The sequence below is a fragment of the Intrasporangium sp. Soil_C_50 genome (assembly GCF_057656595.1).
Genome location: NZ_JBDGKB010000003.1, coordinates 20931 through 37873, shown reverse-complemented (window position 1 = coordinate 37873; position 16943 = coordinate 20931). Strand labels below are relative to the sequence as shown.

Genomic DNA, 16943 nt, shown 5'->3' with positions numbered 1-16943 from the left:
GTCAGCCCGCCCGCTCGTACGGCACGGCGCCGTACGGCCCGACGAGCACGATGCGGGGCCCGTCGAACGACCACTGGTACGTCTCGACGGAGAGGTCGTCGAGCGGCTGGTGGTCGTAGCTGCCGCTGGGGGAGTCCGGGTCGTGGAGGGTCTGCCAGCCGCCGCTCGGCCGTACGCGCAGCGTCCCGTCCTCGACCGACAGCGTCCCCTTCGTCGCCACCTGCATCTCGAAGGTGCCGCTCGTCCGCGCCTGCATCATGACCTCGGCCCGCTCGAACGAGCCGTCCTGGTGGATCCGGTAGAGCACCTCGGCCGAGCCCTGGTCGATGCTCTGCCAGCTGCCGACGAGGTCGGTCGGCACGACGCCCGATGCGTTCGTGGTGGGTGGGTCCGTCGTCGGCAGGTCGGTCGTCGGGAGGTCGCTGGTCGGCAGGTCGCTCGTCGGGGCGGCGGACGTCGACGGAGGAAGCGATGTGGTCGGCGGCGAGGAGCTCGACCCGCCCGGCGCGCCGGTGCACGCTCCGAGGGCCCCGGCCAGTGCGACGGCGGCGAGCGCCGCGACCACCCCTCCCGTACCGCGTCGAGCAGGCAGGACGACCAATGGCGTCGCGCGCATGGTGGACCCCCGAACGGCCGTGGCCCGCCCCGGCGGCGGGCGTCCACTCGTCAGAGGCGCGACACCCCGCGCTGGATACCGACGAAACGGACGGTTTGAGTAGCGGCGCTCAGTCTCAGAGCCGGCCGCCGAAACCTCCTCTCCCCGAACCGTTCCACCAGAGCAGAAAGAGCACCACCATGCGCATCGCCTTCACGCCGGCCGAGCACGGCTTCGCGTTCAGCAACTCCTTCACCAACCACGTGCTGCGGATCCCCGCGCTCGGCATCGACGTCACGACCGGCGGCCGCTGCGGCGGCATGGCGGCCGCGTCGATGGACTACTGGTACGCCGGTCTCGGCGTGCCGGACAACCGCACGCTCCCGCAGGACGGCACGCTCCTGGCCGACTACGTCTACGACCGGCTCATGGACACCTTCGTCGACAACGGCGTGAAGTTCGTGCAGTACGCGACGAGTCTCGACCACCCGACCTGGCTGCGCGGCAAGGGAGTTGCCCGGATGACCCGCGAGGACGAGCTGCCGAAGCTCAAGGCGCGGCTCAACTCCGGCCAGCCCGTGCTGCTCGGCCTGACCCAGGCCCGCGACGTCACGCAGCTCGGTCACGACCACCAGGTCGTCGCCTACGGCTGGGAGCAGGACAGCCGCTACACCTACGTCCTCGTCTACGACAACAACAACCCCGGTGTCGAGGTGCGGATCCGCCTCACGACCGTCGACGACCCCGCCGAGCGAGCCATCACCGGCAGCAACGGCAAGACGTGGCGCGGCCTCTTCGTCGGCTCGCACAGCCGCAAGACGCCGTCGTGGCTCGCCAACGGCCGCCTCCTGCACGACTCGACCGACCCGCGCATCAACGTCATCCGCGGCGGGGCCGCGTTCTGGATCCCGTCGCCCGCCGAGCTCGACGCCGGCGGCTACCGCTGGACCGACGTCGTGGCGGCCAAGCCCGGCTCGATGGCCCACGTGTCGACGTGCCCCGGCAACGGGACGCTGGTGCGCGAGCGCGGCACCGACGGCGTCTACGTCGTGTACGGCGGCAAGGCGTTCGGCATCCCGTCGCCGGCGTGGATGGACACGCTGCACCTCGACTGGAATGCCGTGCGGGAGATCCCGCAGGGCTCGCTCGCCGGGCTCCGGTCGACCCCGCGCGACCACACCCTGCTCCGCGAGCAGAACTCGGCGCCGGTCTGGTACGCCGAGGCCGGCCGTCTGCGGCACGTGACGAGCCCCGACGTCATGACGCGTCTGGGCCTCGAGTGGGGCTGCGTGCACGTCGTGCCCGACGGCGCCCTCGCCGGGCTCCCGGTCGGCACCCCGCTCACCTGACGCGTCTGCCTTGCACCAAAGCGTCAGCCCCGGACGCGTCGGCCTCCTTCACCGACGCGTCCGGGGCTGAGGCGTCAGCGCGTGGCGGGCGCGCTGGTGGCGGCCGGCGGGCGGAAGTTGCCCTTCGACTTGGTCCCGTTGATGAGCGAGGTGCTCATGCCGTAGCGCAGCACGGCGTCGGCGATGGCGTCGCTGTTGACGTCGAGCGCGGTCAGGTTGACGTTCGCGTACGTGTCGCAGGCCTGGTGGTAGCACGGGTCATACGCCTGGCCGGCGCTGCCGCCCCACAGCGCTGCCTCCGCGGCCGTCTTGACGCCCTCGGCACCGGTGAACAGGCCGCCCGAGGGCACCCCGTTGGCGATGAACGGCCCGTAGTCGGAGCGCCCGCTGAAGTCGGTGCCCTTGAACGGGATGCCACGCGCGGCGTAGAAGGCCTCGAACGTCTTCTCGATCTGCGCCGAACCGGACGGCCCGGGCCCGGCGCCCTCGTTGTCGGAGTCATCGCCGTCGTAGACGAAGAAGACGTGGTTCGGCGAGCCGACCATGTCGAAGTTGAGGTAGAGCGCGAGGCGCTGCAGCTCGGCCGTCGACAGGTTGTTGACGTAGTGGGTCGACCCGACGAGGTTCGACTCCTCGGCGGCCCACCATGCGATGCGGATCGTGTTCTGCGGCTTGACCTTTCCGAGGTTCTCGGCCACCTCGAGAAGAGCCGCCGATCCGCTGCCGTTGTCGTTGATGCCCGGCCCGGCGTTGACCGAGTCGAGGTGCGCGCCGGCCATGACGACGTTGCCGGTGTTCTTGCCCGGCAGCTCGGCCAGGACGTTGGCCGTCGTCGCGATGCCGCGCAGGGTGTCAGTCTTCAGCCGCAGGACGAGCCCGGGCGTGGAGGCGAGCTGGAAGCCGAGCGACTGCTCGATGCCGACGACCCCGATGTTCTCGGTGAAGTCGGCCCCGAGCGTCCCGTTGAGCGGGCCGGCGGCGTTGTTGTAGATGACGACACCGACCGCGCCGGCAGCCAGCGCGTTGCGTGTCTTGATCGCGAACGTGCACGCCGGCTGCCCGTCGGGGGTGCCCCGCGAAACGAGCGCGATGCTGCCCGGCACGAACCCGGCCCAGTCCGCGGCGGTGCAGCCGCGGACGTCTCCGGACGGTCTGCTCACCGCCGCGGTGACGTCGCCGCTGCCCGAGTAGCTCATGATCGCGTGGGGGAGCGCGCCGACGGGCCCCGGCGACACCTGCTGCAGCACCGACGGCGTCAGCGACACGAAGGTCTGGAACTGGAACGGCTGGGTGGTGACGCGCCAGCCCGCGGCGCGCAGGCGTCCGGCGACGTAGTCGACCGATGCGTCGTAGCCGGCGCTGCCGGAGACGCGCGTGCCGCCGTTGGCATCGGCGATGGCCTGCAGGGCGGCCTGGTGCTCGCGCACGCCGTCGAGCGTGACGCACTCGAGCAGCAGGGCGGTCGTGTTGTTGACTCTCGTGCCGCACGCGCTCGGCGGTGCGGCGGCTGAAGCGGTCGACGCGCTGAGCGCGCCGATACCAGCGAGGACCGCAGCGGCGAAAGCCGCGACGGCAGGGCGAAATGCTCGGTCCATGTGAGTGCTCCGAAGATCTCGCGCCGGGCATCGACGCTCGGACTCCGCCCGGCGACAGCGGTTTCCTTGACGTGCGTGTGGCGCGACGTCGACGACCGCCGGACCGTGCAGGCGGACCTCGTCGCCCGCCGTGTGGTGGCGACTTCCCCGATCTGACGACGGTAGCGGCACGGCGCCGCTCCTGCACAGGGACGGAACGGACGCTCTGGCGGGAACGGAGCGAAGCGCGTCAGGCGGGGAGGTGGGCGTCGATCCAGTCGGCAATCTCGGTCTCGACCTCGTCGCGGTTCGTCTCGTTGAGGATCTCGTGCCGGGCGCCCGGCCAGATCGTCACGGTGACGTCCTCGACCCCGACGCGTCGCAGCTGGTCGGCGACCTCCTGCACGCCCTTGCCCTTGTTGCCGACCGGGTCCATCGCGCCGGACGCGAGGTGGACCGGCAGGGTCTTGGGGATGCGCGAGGCGACGCGGTCGGTGTTGACGGCGGCCAGGCCCTTGAGCAGGTCGATGTAGCCACCGGCCGTGAACACGAACCCGCAGTCGGGGTCGGCCACGTACTTGTCCACCTCGGCGGGGTCGCGCGAGAGCCAGTCGAAGTCGGTGCGCGTCGGCTTGAAGGCCGCGTTGTACTGCCCGAACGTCAGCGAGTTCATGAGGCCGCTCACGTGCTCGTGGCCGCGGATGCGCGCCTGGGCGGTCGCGACGAGGATGCCGACGTTGCCGAGCGGCCCGGCGCTGCCGGCGGTGCCGGACAGCACGAGGCCGGCGAGCAACGCCCCGTGCTGGGCCGCGTAGGACCGGGCCAGGAAGCTGCCCATGCTCTGCCCGACGAGGAAGACCGGCCGGCCCGGGTGCTCCTCGCGCGCGCGGTCGGTGACGGCGCGCAGGTCGTCGACGACGGTCTGCCACCCCTCGTCGGCCGCGAAGTACCCGCGGGTGCCCGCCGTGCGGCCGTGGCCCCGGTGGTCGGACGCATAGACGGCGTAGCCGCGCGCGGTCAGCCGCTCGGCGAACCGGGCGTACCGGGACGAGTGCTCGACCATGCCGTGCGAGATCTGGACGACGCCCTTGACCTCGCCGTCGGGCAGCCAGCGGTTGACGAACACCTCGGTGCCGTCGGGGGTGGTCAGCGTGAACGTGCTGCTCTGCATCGTGGTCCTCGCGGGGGCTCGGGGGGTCCTGCGGGAACTGTATGACGCGTCGCAAGGCCCCTGCTGCATTGGCGCAAGGAATCCGCAATCGACCCTATTCGGCGTGTCTGCGCCGTTTCATTGAACCAAGTCGGAAGAATTCATGACGACGCAAAGACTTCGACGGTTGGCCCGATGTGGTACGTGAACCGTCACCGGGGCCCGGACTCGCACAGCGAGCCGGGCCCCATATTTTTCGCCCGGACGCGCCTCGCCACGCCGGGCGCGTCACCCACCGTCAGCGTCGATGACGCCTCAGGCGGGGACGAGGAGGGTGGCGAGGAAGCCGCCCCAGGCGCGGGCGCGCACGAGCTCGTCGTGCGACAGCGGTCCGGAGACGCCGCCGACCCAGAAGCTCTGACCGCGCTCAGCGCGTCGGAAACCCTGGTGGCGCAACGCGATCGCGGCCTGCTTGGCCGCCGACCCCGGCATCATCCGGACGTGCACGCGCGTGTCGAAGGTGAGCACCCGCAGGTCCTCGTCGGGGGCGAGGTCGTGGATCCACTCGCGGATGCCGCGCCGCACCGACCCCCACCCGCCCTGCCGGGCGGCGTCGGCACGCGTCGAGTCGCGGGACATCGAGAACGCGTGGGTCGGGCCGCCGACGAGCAGCAGCTGCACGTCGTCCGGGATGGTGCTGGACGCCTGCGTCACGGGGAGGACGCAGACCGTGGTGGGGTGGCCGCCCGGTTCTGGGGTTCGGGTGCCTGGTGGGCTGCCGGGCGGCGCACCGCGTGGGTGGCGGATCCCGTCGGCGATGGCCTCCGCGATCGCGGCCGTGTTGCCGAACATGGACTCGTAGACGATCAGGATGCTCATGGGCTCTGCCTCCGTTTCCATCGTCCCGCCGCCCCGGCCGCGCCGCATCGAAAAGGTGACTCAGGAGACGACGTGTCCCTCGCACATCGACCGAAACCCCGCATGACGGGCGACAGACGGCCGGTTTCCACGACTCCTGAGTCACATTCCCGAGACCTGCCTGTGAGACCGGCCTAGCGTCGAAGGTGTAGAGCCGTCAATGGAGTTCGCCATGAGAACACGTCATGTCGTCATGTTGGTCATCGGCTGCCTGCTCCTGCTGCCGGGGTTGGGCCTGCTCATCGGCGGTGGTGCGATCGGGGTGTTCGAGGCGGTGACGCGGGACTCGGGCGGGTGGCACTCGGTGACCATCGACCGCCTCGCCTCCACCGGCGTCGCCGTCACCTCGCCGCAGTCGGTGGTGCGCCTCGACGGGCCGAGCGCCGTCGTCGACCGCCTCGACCTCCAGCTGCGCGTGTCCGTGACCCCGGCCGAGGGAGTCAACCCCGTCTTCGTCGGCGTCGCCCCGTCGGCCGACCTGAACCAGTACCTCGCCGGCGCCGCCCACGACCAGGTCGTCCGGCTCGGCACCAACGGTGTCGTCACCACCCAGGCGGTGCCCGGCAGCGGGTCGGTCCAGCCGCCCGGCGCCCAGACCTTCTGGGCCGCCAAGGCGTCGGGCACCGGCACGCAGACGCTCACCTGGACCGCAACCTCCGGCAGCTGGAGCATCGCGGTGCTCAACGCGTCGGGCCAGCCCGGGGTGTCCACCACCGCCGTCGTCGGCGTCAAGTCCTCGGCGCTCGTCCCCGTCGCCATCGCGATGGTCGTCATCGGCCTCGTGATGTTCGTCGCCGGCGTGCTGCTCGTCGTGGCCGGGGTGCGCGGCAGCGACCGCGCCCGGAACGGTTCGGGTGCACCGCCCCCGACCGGGTCCCCGGTGGCCATGGGGGCCGTCCCCATCGGCACCGGGCAGACCAGTCAGACCGGACAGACCAGTCAGGCGTCGGGGGAGAACCCGGGGGCGGGGTTCGTTCCCACACCCGCTGCCTTCGCGGGAGCCGTGATGCCAACGGCCGAGCATCCCGTCGTGCTCGAGGCGCGTATCGCGCCGGACCTGTCGCGCTGGATGTGGCTCGTCAAGTGGTTCCTCGCGATTCCGCACTTCATCGTCCTGCTGGCGCTCTGGATCGCGTTCGGCGTCACGACGGTCATCGCCTGGTTCGCGATCCTCTTCACCGCCCACTACCCGCGCGGCCTCTTCGACTTCAACGTCGGTGTCATGCGCTGGAGCTGGCGGGTCATGCACTACTGCAGCACCGGCGGGCTCGGCACCGACCGCTACCCGGAGTTCTCGCTCGACCCGCAGCCCGGTGACGACGCCCGACTCGACGTCGCCTACCCCGAGCGCCTGTCGCGCGGGCTGATCTTCGTCAAGTGGCTGCTCCTGCTGCCGCACTGGATCGTCGTGGCCCTCATCGCGGGCACCCAGTCGCGCACCAGTGAGAACGGCGTGCGCGTCGGCGGCTGGCCGGGAGTGCTCAGCGTCCTCGTGTTCGTCGCCGGCCTCGTGCTGCTCTTCAGCGGGTCGATGCCGCGCGGCCTCTTCGACGTCGTCATCGGTCTCAACCGCTGGGTGTACCGGGTCATGGCCTACGCGGCGCTCATGACCGACGTCTACCCGCCGTTCCGGTTCGACACCGGCGGGTCCGAGGCGCTGCCGCAGCCCCTGCCGCCGAGCGGCCCCCGGAGTGACGCCGTGGTCCCGCCGGACATGCCGCCCCCGCCTCCGCCCGACGCGTCGGTGCCGCCCCCGCCTCCGCCGGACGGGTCGGCCCAGCCGGCTGAGCCCCAGGCCGTCCGCCAGCCCGACCTCAGGCACCACACCCCGACCGAGTGACCGGCCGATCGGCCGACCGACCGGCCGGCCGATCGACCCGCAGGACCGGGAAGGAGTCCACATGTCCACCCAGCTGGAACCCCAGTCGTCCCGACGCGTCAAGGGCCGGGCGCGGGGTCCGACGCCGGCGTCCGTCGCCGGGGGCAACCTCGGCGCGGCCGTCGTCAACGGGGTCATCTACTACCTCATCAACGTCGCCCCGGGCTGGCAGGCGGTGCCGTTCCTCACCGCCGAGACCCCCCGCGTCCTGCCGGCGGTCAACGCGGCGATCATCGCCTCGATCGTCGTCAACATCGTCACGGCGCTCGTCAGGGCGCCCCGGCTGCGGGCGCTCGGCGACGTCGTGACGATCGGGTTCGGGATCGTCGCGCTCATCGAGCTGTGGACGGTGTTCCCGTTCGACTACGGGCCCGACTCGCCGTGGACGATCGTCACGAGGGTGCTCCTCGCCCTCGGCTTCGTCGGCAGCGCGTTCGGCCTCCTCGTCTCGCTCGCGCGGATCGCCACCGGTCGCGCTCCCTGACGCCGTCCCTGGTGCCGTGTCCGACCCCCGTGACCCCACCCGCGACTGACGCCGCGCGCCCAGACCGCCGGCGTCAGTCGCCCCGGGCGGACAGGACGTCGGCGAGGTCGTAGCTGACCGGCTCCTCGAGCTGGGCGTACGTGCAGGACCCGGGCTCGCGGTCGGGCCGCCACCGGACGAACTGGGCCGTGTGGCGGAACCGATCGCCCTCCATGTGGTCGTAGCGCACCTCGACGACGCGTTCGGGCCGCAGCGGCACGAACGAGAGGTCCTTGCCGCTGTTCCACCGCGAGTACTCCGAGGACCGCGGGTTGCGCACGCCCTCAGTGCCTTCCGCCGGTGCCGCCCAGTTCCACGGGTGCTCGTCCCACTCGGCCACGAGCGGCTGGAGCTCGGTGAAGAGCTCCCTCCGCCGCGCCATCGGGAAGGCGCCGATGACCCCGACCGACGCCAGCTGCCCGTCGGCGCCGTAGAGGCCGAGCAGGAGCGAGCCGATGGCGTCGGGGCCGCTCTTGTGCACGCGGTAGCCGGCGACGACGCAGTCGGCGGTGCGCTCGTGCTTGATCTTGAACATGAGCCGCTTGTCCGGCTCGTAGTGCACGTCGACCGGCTTGGCGATGACGCCGTCGAGCCCGGCCCCTTCGAACTGGGTGAACCAGCCGCGCGCCACCTCGGCGTCGGCGGTCGCGGGCGTCAGGTAGACGGGGGCGGACGCGTCGGCCAGTGCCTTCTCGAGCGCCGCCCGGCGCTCGCTGAACGGGCGTTCGACGTACGAGACGCCGTCCAGGGAGAGCAGGTCGAAGGCGACGAACGAGGCCGGCGTCTCGGCCGCGAGCTTCTTGACCCGCGAGGCGGCCGGGTGGATGCGCTGCTGGAGCAGGTCGAAGTCGAGCCGGTCGCCGGACTCCGGTGACACGAGGACGATCTCGCCGTCGATGACCGCCTTGTCCGGGAAGTTCGCGAGCACCGCCTCGACGACGTCGGGGAAGTAGCGCGTCATCGGCTTCTCGTTGCGCGAGCCGATCTCGACGAGGTCGCCGGCCCGGTAGATGATCGAGCGGAAGCCGTCCCACTTCGGCTCGTAGAGCACGTCGGCCTTGACCGCGGAGAAGTCCTTGACCGGCTTGGCGAGCATCGGCGGCACCGGCGGCACGACGTCGCCCCACACCTCGCGCAGCTCGGCGTCGCGCTCGGCCTTCGGCGCCATGTACTCGGCATCGGACTTGTCCTGGCGGCGCTTGCTCGGCTGGACCCGCGGCGGCTCGCCGGGCATCTTCGGGTAGTCGGGTGGGAAGTTCAGCTCGCCGAGCCCGCGCTCGTGGACGTCCTTGTCCCACAAGGCGATCGCGGCCGCGACGTCGCCGACGGCGTCGTCCATGCCGGCCCAGGCGTGCCCGCGCGACGCCACGAGCTCGGGCACAGTGCGCAGCGTCAGCGCCTTGGGGTCGGCGTCGCGCAGCTCGTCCCACGTCAGCGGCGTCGACACCGGCGCACCGGGCAGCGGGCGCGGCGAGTACGCCGAGGCAATGGTGCGGTCGCGGCAGGCCTGGTTGAAGTCGACGAAGACCCGCTCGCCGCGCTCCTCCTTCCACCACGACGTCGTGACGAGGTCGGGCAGGCGCCGCTCGAGCTCGCGGGCGATGCCGATGACGCCGTGCCGCACGTCGAGGAACTCGTGCGTCGGCGCGACGCGGGCGTAGACGTGCACGCCGCGGTTGCCGGACGTCTTGGCCCAGGCGGTCAGGCCGATCTCGGCCATGACCTCGCGCAGCGCGAACGCCGCCTCCACCGCGTCGGCGAACCCGCGCCCCGGCTGGGGGTCGAGGTCGATGCGCAGCTCGTCGGGGTTGTCGATGGTGCCGGTGCGCACCGGCCACGGGTGGAAGGTGATCGTGTTCATCTGTGCTGCCCACACCGCCGTGGCCACCTCGTCGACGACGAGCTGCGGGTGGCGCCGCCCCGACGGATACGTGCACATGACGGTGCGCACCCAGTCGGGCACGCCCTTGGGTGGGTTCTTGGAGAAGAACTCCTCGCCCTCGATGCCCTCGGGGAACCGCTGGAGGGTCACCGGCCGGTCGCCGAGCGCGCGCAGCAGCGGGTCGGCCACGGCCACAAGGTATTCGGCCATGTCGAGCTTGGTGACCGGCTTGCCGTCGGCCATCCCCGACGCCGGCCACAGCACGCGGTCCGGGCTCGAGACGCGCACCTCCCGCTCCCCGGACGGGCTGGCAGGGCTCGGCGCGGACACGACGGCGGGCTTGGCGCTCACCCGGCGATCGTAACGACGCGCACCGTCATGACGCGCTCAACGACGCCCTCAGCGACGCCGGCAACGACGGCACGAACCCGACCACCGCCGGCACACCGTGAACGAAGCCCCCACACGGCCGCGTCGAGGAGTTCACTGGGAGGACGACCACGACGAGAGGGGACCCTGGTGCTCGAGAACTCCAAGGCGTTCAGCGGCTTCGCCGTCAAGGACATCGACGCCGCCCGGACCTTCTACGGCGACACGCTCGGTCTGCGCGTCACCGAGGAGAACGGCATGCTGACGCTGCACCTGGCGGGCGACCGCCCGGTCATCGTCTACCCGAAGCCGGACCACACGCCGGCCACGTACACGATCCTCAACTTCCCCGTCGACGACATCGAGTCGGCCGTCTCCGACCTCACCTCGCGGGGCGTCACCTTCGAGCACTACGAGGGCACACCGGCCGAGACCGACGCGTCGGGGATCTTCCGCCAGGGCGGCCCGCTCATCGCGTGGTTCACCGACCCGTCGGGCAACGTCCTGTCCGTCCTCGAGGCGCCCGGCCCCGGCTGACCGACCGCGCCCGTTCACCACCCATCCACGCGGATGGGCACTGCAGACTGCCCGTTTCGAGCCGTTTCGTTCACGGAAGAGTGGTCGACGCTCACTGACGCGGCCCTACTGTCACAAAAACGGGTGCCCGAATCTCTTTACTTGGGTCCGCTTCGGTGGTTCCATGGAACGACCGGGCCACCAGAGGCCCACCGCCGGACAGCACGAGCACGCAGGCACGAGCAGCACGACAGGACGAAGGGGTCCGATGTACGCAGCGGAGCGGCAGCAGCGCATCATGAGCGAGGCGCGCCAGGCCGGCCGGGTCGAGGTCACGGCGCTCGCCGACTCCCTCGGGGTCGCCGCCGAGACCATCCGTCGCGACCTGTCCGCCCTCGAGCGGCGCGGCTCCCTCCGCCGGGTCCACGGCGGCGCGATCCCCGTCGAGCGCCTCGAGGTCGAGCCCAACCTCGCCACCCGCTTCGGCCGCCTCGCCGACGTCAAGCGCCGCATCGCCGCCCGCGCCCTCGAGCACGTGCCGGCCGGCGGCAGCATCGTCCTCGACTCCGGCACCACCACCCAGGCACTCGCCGAGCTGCTCCCGGCCGACGCCGAGCTGACCGTCATCACCAACAGCGTCCAGATCGCCGGCATCCTCTGCGCCCGCCCGGGCATCTCGCTCTACGTCGTCGGCGGCAGCGTCCGCCCCCTCACCGGCGCGTCGGTCGGTATCTGGGCCGTCAACGCCCTGCGCGACGTCGTCGTCGACGTCGCCTTCCTCGGCACCAACGGCCTGTCCGTCGCCCGCGGCCTCACGACCCCCGACCAGTCCGAAGGCGTCGTCAAGAGCGCCATGGTCGCCGCCGGGCGCACCGCCGTCGTCCTCGCCGACTCGAGCAAGGCGGGCGACGACCACCTGCACCGCTTCGCCGGCCTCGACGAGGTCGACGTCCTCGTCACCGACACCGACCTTCCCGACGACGTAGCGGCCGACATCCGAGCCGCCGGACCCGAGGTGGTGACCGCATGATCGTCACGCTCACGCCGAACCCGAGCGTCGACCGCGCCGTCGTCATCGACGCCCTGCGCCGAGGCGAGGTGCACCGGGCCACCGAGAGCCGGATCGACCCGGGTGGCAAGGGAGTCAACGTCTCCCGCGCGCTCGCGGCCAACGCCGGTGACACCGTCGCCGTCCTGCCCGTCGGCGGCCCCGAGGGCCACCTGCTCGAGGAGCTGCTCGACGCGTCCTGCGTCCGGCGCCACAGCGTCCCGGTCGCCGGCACGGTGCGGATGAACATCAGCGTCCTCGAGCCCGACGGCACGACGACCAAGCTCAACGAGCCCGGCCCGGCGCTCTCGGCCGACGAGGTGGACGCCCTCCTCGACACCACGGTCGAGCTCGCCACCGGCGCCGACTGGGTCGTCGGCTGCGGGAGCCTGCCGCCCGGCGCCCCGACCGACCTCTACGCGACGCTCGTCCGACGCGTCCGCGACCTCGGCGTCCGCGTCGCGGTCGACTCCTCGGGAGCCCCGATGGCCGCGGCCGTCGCGGCGCGCCCGAGCCTCATCAAGCCCAACCACGAGGAGCTCGCCGAGGTGGTGGGGCACGACCTGCCCACCCTCGGTGACGTCCGCGACGCCGCCCTCGACCTCGTCACGAACGGGATCGAGTGCGTCGCGGTGAGCCTCGGCGGCGACGGCGCGCTCCTCGTCACCGACGACGGAGCCGTCCACGCCCGCGCGACGATCACCGCCCCGCTGTCCACCGTCGGGGCCGGCGACTGCATGCTCGCCGGCCTCCTGCACGGCCTGTCCACCGGGCAGGCCCCCGAGGACGCCCTCGCCACCGGAGTCCTCTGGGGCGCCGCGGCAGTGACGCTGCCCGGCAGCCGCGTCCCCACCCCCGCCGACCTCCTCGGCATCCCCGTCGACAGCACCGACACCCCTGATTTCACCTGGCGCCTCGCCGGCTGAACCCGAAAGGAAACCCGCATGTCCCTCATCACCGAAGAGCAGGTCGTCCTCGACCTCACCGGTGCCGACCGTCACGAGGCGACGCGCACGCTCGGCGAGCGCCTCGTCGCGACCGGCCGCTGCACCGACCTCGACCAGTTCCTCGCGGACGTCCGCACCCGCGAGGAGACGATGGCCACGGGCCTGCCCGGCGGCATCGGCATCCCGCACGCCCGCAGCGCCGCCATCACCGAGCCCTCGCTCGTGTTCGGCCGCGCGACGGACGGCGGGGGCATCGACTGGGGCGCCAAGGACGGCCCGGCCCGGCTCATCTTCCTCATCGCGGCCCCCGAGGGCGGCGGCGACGCGCACATGCAGATGCTGCCCAAGCTCGCCCGCGCCCTCATGAAGCAGGACTTCAAGGACGCGCTCCTCGCGGCGACGTCCGAGTCGGAGGTCGTGCGGATCGTCAGCCAGGAGGTCGCGCTCGACGCCCCCGCCGGGACCGCCGCTGGTGCGGCCGGAGCCGGTGCCGCGGGTGCCGCGTCGGCCGCCGTGGGCAGCGACGCCACCGGCGCCGCGTCGGGCTCCGTCGCCACGGCGACGCGCGAGCGCCGCACCCTCAACCTCGTCGGGGTCACCTCGTGCCCCACCGGCATCGCGCACACGTACATGGCGGCCGAGGGCCTCGAGAACGCAGCGAAGGCCGCCGGCCACACGATGCTCGTCGAGACGCAGGGCTCGGCCGGGTCCAAGCCGCTCAGCGCGGCGCAGATCGCCGCGGCCGACGCCGTCATCTTCGCCCACGACCTCCCGGTCAAGGACGCCGGACGCTTCGCGGGCAAGCCGCTCGTCGACGTCGGCGTCAAGAAGGGCATCTCCGACGGGCCGGCCCTGGTGTCGCAGGCCGAGCAGCTCGTCGCCGAGTGGGACGCCGACCCGGCCAAGCGCGCGGCTGCCGTCGCCGGCGCCGGCATGGCGGTCGCATCCGGAGGGCTCGTCTCGAAGGTCGAGGAGGGCGCGAGCACCGGCACCAAGATCCGGCAGTGGCTGATGACCGGTGTCTCCTACATGATCCCGTTCGTCGCGGCCGGCGGCATCCTCATCGCCATCTCGTTCATGCTCGCCCAGGTGGCGATGGGCTCCAACGGCGCCATCGAGATCGTCAAGTACAACCTCAAGCCCGGCGACCCGCTCAACATCGCCGAGACCTTCAGCGCGACCAGCCTCACGTCGTGGGCAGCCCTCTTCTTCGTCATCGGTGGCGCCGCGTTCGGCTTCCTCGTGCCGATCCTCTCCGGCTTCATCGCCTTCGCCATCGCCGACCGGCCCGGCCTCGTGCCCGGCATCGTCGGTGGCGCGGTCGCCGCGACGATGGGGGCCGGCTTCCTCGGCGGCATCGTCACCGGCCTCCTCGGCGGCTTCGTCGCCCACTGGATCGCGGGCTGGAAGGTCGCCAAGGGCGTGCGCGGCGTCATGCCGGTCGTCGTCATCCCGTTGCTGTCCTCGTTCATCACCATCGGCTTGTTCATCACCGTGCTCGGACGACCGATCACCGCCCTCACCAACGGCCTCAACAGCTGGCTCACCGGCATGACCGGCGCGAGCGCCCTGGTCCTCGGCGCCATCCTCGGCGCGATGATGGGCTTCGACCTCGGTGGCCCGGTCAACAAGGTGGCCTACGCCTTCGCGACCACCGGCCTCGCTGCGGCCGGTGCCGCCACCGACGCCCCGCAGCTGAAGATCATGGCCGCCGTCATGGCCGCCGGCATGGTCGCGCCGCTCTCGATGGCGCTGGCCACGACCCTGCGCCCGAAGCTCTTCTCCGAGCCCGAGCGCGAGAACGGCAAGGCCGCCTGGCTGCTCGGCCTCTCGTTCATCTCCGAGGGCGCCATCCCGTTCGCGGCCGCCGACCCGGTGCGCGTCATCGCCAGCTCGGTCGTCGGCTCGGCCGTCACCGGCGCCCTGGTCATGCTCTTCGGCGCGACGCTGCGGGCCCCGCACGGAGGCATCTGGGTGCTGCCGCTCATCGGCAACTTCCTCCTCTTCCTCCTGGCCCTGATCATCGGCGTGCTCGTCATGACCGGCATCTTCATCGCCCTGCGCTCCCGCGAAGCGAACCTTGCGCAGGTCGAGGCCACCGCTACGGTCTGATCAGGCGTGACACCCGTCTGATCTCCTGCGCCACCACCCGACAGCACGACCACCGGCATCCACCGAAGGAGCAGTCCATGCCCAGCCGTACCGTCACCATCGCCTCGTCCGTGGGCCTGCACGCCCGCCCCGCCGCCCTCTTCGTGGAGGCCGCGAGCAACAGCGGCCTCGACGTCGAGATCGCCCGACCCGGCCAGGACCCCGTCGACGCGACGAGCATCCTCGGCGTCATGGCCCTCGGGGCCAAGCACGGCGAAGAGGTCGTGCTCTCCGCGGACGGCGACGGCGCCGAAGCGACGCTGGACCAGCTGGTGGACCTGCTCTCGCAGGACCTCGACGCCTGAGGAGGCACTGATGCCCGCCGAGACGACGATCCACGGCATCGGCGTCAGCCCCGGCACGGCCTACGGACCGGTGGTGCAGGTCGCACCACCGGTCCCGCCGCCGGCGAACGAGGCTGCGCCCGAAGACCCCGAGGCCGCCCTGGCCGACGTCAAGGCGGCGTTCGAGACGGTGGCGGTCTCGCTCGAGGAGCGGGCCGCCCAGGCCGACGACACCGCGCAGCAGATCCTCAAGGCCACCGCCCTCATCGCCCGCGACAAGGGCCTCGTCAAGGCGGCCGCCAAGCTGCTCGACGCCGGGCAGGGCCGCGCCACGGCGATCACCCACGCGGTCGAGGAGTACGCCGCGCAGTTCGAGGCGCTCGGCGGGTACTTCGCCGAACGCGTCACCGACCTGCGCGACGTCGGGGCGCGCGCCGTCGCCGCCGTGCTCGGGGTGCCGGCGCCGGGCGTACCCGAGCTCACCGAGCCGTGCGTCCTCGTGGCCCACGACCTCGCCCCGGCCGAGACGGCCACGCTCAACCGGGCGCTCGTCGTCGGGATCATCACCCAGGGCGGCGGCCGCACCAGCCACACCGCGATCCTCGCCGCCCAGATGGGCATCCCCGCCGTCGTGCAGCTGCACGGCGCCACGGACATCGCGCCGGGCACGCCCGTCGCGCTCGACGGCGACTCCGGCGAGGTCTCGGTCGACCCCGACCCCGAGGTCGTGCAGGAGCAGGGCCGGCGCCGACAGCGTCGGGCCGACGCGCTTGCGCACCTGTCGGGCCCCGGCCGGACGTCCGACGGCGCCGCCATCGCGCTGCTCGCCAACATCGGCGGCGTCGAGGACGCCGAGGCCGCAGGCCCGCTCGACCTCGAGGGTGTCGGGCTCTTCCGCACCGAGTTCGTCTTCCTCTCGGCAGACAAGGCGCCCACCGTCGAGGAGCAGGCCGACATCTACCGACGCGTCATGGCGCCCTTCGGCGACCGACGCGTCGTCGTCCGGACGCTCGATGCCGGCGCCGACAAGCCGCTCGCCTTCGCCGACCTCGGCCCCGAGGAGAACCCGGCCCTGGGGCGTCGGGGCCTGCGCCTGTCGGCCGAGCGGCCCGAGCTGCTCGATGCCCAGCTCGAGGCGCTCGCCATCGCGGCCCGCGACACCGGGGCCGACGTGCGCGTCATGGCCCCGATGGTCGCGACCGTCGAGGAGGCGGCTTGGTTCGCACGGCGGGTCCGCGAGAACGGGCTGCCCAAGGCCGGGGTCATGATCGAGGTGCCGGGCGCCGCCCTGCGGGCCTCGCACGTGCTCGGTGAGGTCGACTTCGGCTCGCTCGGCACCAACGACCTCGCGCAGTACACGATGGCGGCCGACCGGATGCAGGGCGAGCTGTCCGACCTGCTCGACCCGTGGCAGCCGGCCGTCCTCGACGTCGTGGCGCTCGCGAGCGAGGGGGCGGCCACCGCGGGCCGGCCGATCGGCGTCTGTGGCGAGTCGGCGGGCGACCCGCTGCTCGCGCTCGTCCTCGTCGGGCTGGGGGTGTCGTCGCTGTCGATGGCGCCGAGCAAGGTGCCGATCGTGCGGCTCGCGCTGTCGCTGCACACCGTGGCCGAGTGTCGGGGGCTCGCGGCCGCCGCTCGTGGTGCGCGCACCGCCTACGAGGCGCTGCAGGTCGTCCGCGAGCGCGCCAACGACACCCTCACCGACCTCCTCTGACCGAAGGCCCACGCGTCAGGAGGTGGGCACCCGACGGCCGAGCC

The 16943-nt window shown here is 72.2% G+C and carries 14 protein-coding genes; 9 read left to right on the top strand and 5 right to left on the bottom strand.

All coding sequences use genetic code 11. The features are described 5' to 3' along the window. Position 1: 1 nt before the first annotated feature. Entirely contained in the window at positions 2-616 is a 615-nt protein-coding gene (locus tag AC3A5R_RS09840; protein WP_487620583.1) for a hypothetical protein, read from the bottom strand. A 179-nt stretch (positions 617-795) separates the two neighbouring features. Here AC3A5R_RS09840 and AC3A5R_RS09835 point away from each other — a divergent pair, with 179 nt between their 5' ends. Continuing rightward, positions 796-1944 carry a hypothetical protein gene (locus tag AC3A5R_RS09835; RefSeq protein ID WP_487620582.1) on the top strand — a complete coding sequence of 383 codons (1149 nt, stop codon included), beginning with the start codon at positions 796-798 and terminating at the stop codon, positions 1942-1944. Between the two features lie 74 nt (positions 1945-2018). Here AC3A5R_RS09835 and AC3A5R_RS09830 read toward each other — a convergent pair whose 3' ends face one another. The 3 genes from AC3A5R_RS09830 to AC3A5R_RS09820 all read right to left on the bottom strand — a co-directional run bounded on the left by AC3A5R_RS09830 (position 2019) and on the right by AC3A5R_RS09820 (position 5547). After that, positions 2019-3539 carry a M28 family metallopeptidase gene (locus AC3A5R_RS09830; protein ID WP_487620581.1) on the bottom strand — a complete coding sequence of 507 codons (1521 nt, stop codon included), beginning with the start codon at positions 3537-3539 and terminating at the stop codon, positions 2019-2021. A gap of 229 nt (positions 3540-3768) precedes the next feature. Then, on the bottom strand, positions 3769-4689 hold the full coding sequence (locus tag AC3A5R_RS09825; protein WP_487620580.1) for a lysophospholipase: 921 nt from the start codon (positions 4687-4689) through the stop codon (positions 3769-3771). A 294-nt stretch (positions 4690-4983) separates the two neighbouring features. After that, positions 4984-5547, bottom strand: coding sequence for a flavodoxin family protein (locus AC3A5R_RS09820; RefSeq protein ID WP_487620579.1), 564 nt, complete (start codon positions 5545-5547; stop codon positions 4984-4986). Between the two features lie 211 nt (positions 5548-5758). Here AC3A5R_RS09820 and AC3A5R_RS09815 point away from each other — a divergent pair, with 211 nt between their 5' ends. Continuing rightward, positions 5759-7426 (top strand): DUF4389 domain-containing protein, encoded by a 1668-nt coding sequence (locus tag AC3A5R_RS09815; RefSeq protein ID WP_487620578.1) that lies wholly within the window; start codon positions 5759-5761, stop codon positions 7424-7426. 61 nt (positions 7427-7487) lie between these two features. Further along, positions 7488-7949: a hypothetical protein gene (locus AC3A5R_RS09810; protein WP_487620577.1), complete on the top strand. Its 462-nt coding sequence runs from the start codon at positions 7488-7490 to the stop codon at positions 7947-7949. A gap of 73 nt (positions 7950-8022) precedes the next feature. On the opposite strand, the gene AC3A5R_RS09805 is transcribed toward AC3A5R_RS09810, so the two are convergent. Beyond that, complete coding sequence (locus AC3A5R_RS09805; RefSeq protein WP_487620576.1) at positions 8023-10221, bottom strand: ATP-dependent DNA ligase; 2199 nt, start codon at positions 10219-10221, stop codon at positions 8023-8025. Positions 10222-10389: 168 nt separating this feature from the next. Here AC3A5R_RS09805 and AC3A5R_RS09800 point away from each other — a divergent pair, with 168 nt between their 5' ends. The 6 genes from AC3A5R_RS09800 (at position 10390) to ptsP (ending at position 16899) form a co-directional block, all read left to right on the top strand. Beyond that, positions 10390-10776: a VOC family protein gene (locus AC3A5R_RS09800; RefSeq protein ID WP_487620575.1), complete on the top strand. Its 387-nt coding sequence runs from the start codon at positions 10390-10392 to the stop codon at positions 10774-10776. A gap of 247 nt (positions 10777-11023) precedes the next feature. Continuing rightward, a complete protein-coding gene (locus AC3A5R_RS09795) occupies positions 11024-11785 on the top strand; it encodes a DeoR/GlpR family DNA-binding transcription regulator (protein ID WP_487620574.1) in 762 nt (253 codons plus the stop codon). After that, on the top strand, positions 11782-12729 hold the full coding sequence (pfkB, locus tag AC3A5R_RS09790) for a 1-phosphofructokinase (RefSeq protein ID WP_487620573.1): 948 nt from the start codon (positions 11782-11784) through the stop codon (positions 12727-12729). Before AC3A5R_RS09795 ends, pfkB begins: the two co-directional genes overlap by 4 nt. Positions 12730-12747: 18 nt before the next feature. Further along, the gene (locus tag AC3A5R_RS09785) at positions 12748-14862 is read left to right on the top strand and encodes a PTS fructose transporter subunit IIABC (protein WP_487620572.1); all 2115 of its coding nucleotides are present in this window, start codon (positions 12748-12750) and stop codon (positions 14860-14862) included. Positions 14863-14939: 77 nt separating this feature from the next. Next, a complete protein-coding gene (locus tag AC3A5R_RS09780) occupies positions 14940-15206 on the top strand; it encodes an HPr family phosphocarrier protein (RefSeq protein WP_487620571.1) in 267 nt (88 codons plus the stop codon). 10 nt (positions 15207-15216) lie between these two features. Beyond that, positions 15217-16899 (top strand): phosphoenolpyruvate--protein phosphotransferase, encoded by a 1683-nt coding sequence (gene ptsP, locus AC3A5R_RS09775; protein ID WP_487620570.1) that lies wholly within the window; start codon positions 15217-15219, stop codon positions 16897-16899. The last annotated feature ends 44 nt before the right edge of the window (positions 16900-16943 follow it).

Excerpts from the sequence above, each read along its gene's own strand:
- AC3A5R_RS09840 (WP_487620583.1), bottom strand. The coding sequence starts at position 616 with ATGCGCGCGACGCCATTGGTCGTCCTGCCTGCTCGACGCGGTACGGGA.
- AC3A5R_RS09835 (WP_487620582.1), top strand. The coding sequence starts at position 796 with ATGCGCATCGCCTTCACGCCGGCCGAGCACGGCTTCGCGTTCAGCAAC.
- AC3A5R_RS09785 (WP_487620572.1), top strand. The coding sequence starts at position 12,748 with ATGTCCCTCATCACCGAAGAGCAGGTCGTCCTCGACCTCACCGGTGCC.
- AC3A5R_RS09820 (WP_487620579.1), bottom strand. The coding sequence starts at position 5,547 with ATGAGCATCCTGATCGTCTACGAGTCCATGTTCGGCAACACGGCCGCG.
- pfkB (WP_487620573.1), top strand. The coding sequence starts at position 11,782 with ATGATCGTCACGCTCACGCCGAACCCGAGCGTCGACCGCGCCGTCGTC.
- AC3A5R_RS09825 (WP_487620580.1), bottom strand. The coding sequence starts at position 4,689 with ATGCAGAGCAGCACGTTCACGCTGACCACCCCCGACGGCACCGAGGTG.
- AC3A5R_RS09780 (WP_487620571.1), top strand. The coding sequence starts at position 14,940 with ATGCCCAGCCGTACCGTCACCATCGCCTCGTCCGTGGGCCTGCACGCC.
- AC3A5R_RS09830 (WP_487620581.1), bottom strand. The coding sequence starts at position 3,539 with ATGGACCGAGCATTTCGCCCTGCCGTCGCGGCTTTCGCCGCTGCGGTC.
- ptsP (WP_487620570.1), top strand. The coding sequence starts at position 15,217 with ATGCCCGCCGAGACGACGATCCACGGCATCGGCGTCAGCCCCGGCACG.
- AC3A5R_RS09795 (WP_487620574.1), top strand. The coding sequence starts at position 11,024 with ATGTACGCAGCGGAGCGGCAGCAGCGCATCATGAGCGAGGCGCGCCAG.
- AC3A5R_RS09815 (WP_487620578.1), top strand. The coding sequence starts at position 5,759 with ATGAGAACACGTCATGTCGTCATGTTGGTCATCGGCTGCCTGCTCCTG.
- AC3A5R_RS09810 (WP_487620577.1), top strand. The coding sequence starts at position 7,488 with ATGTCCACCCAGCTGGAACCCCAGTCGTCCCGACGCGTCAAGGGCCGG.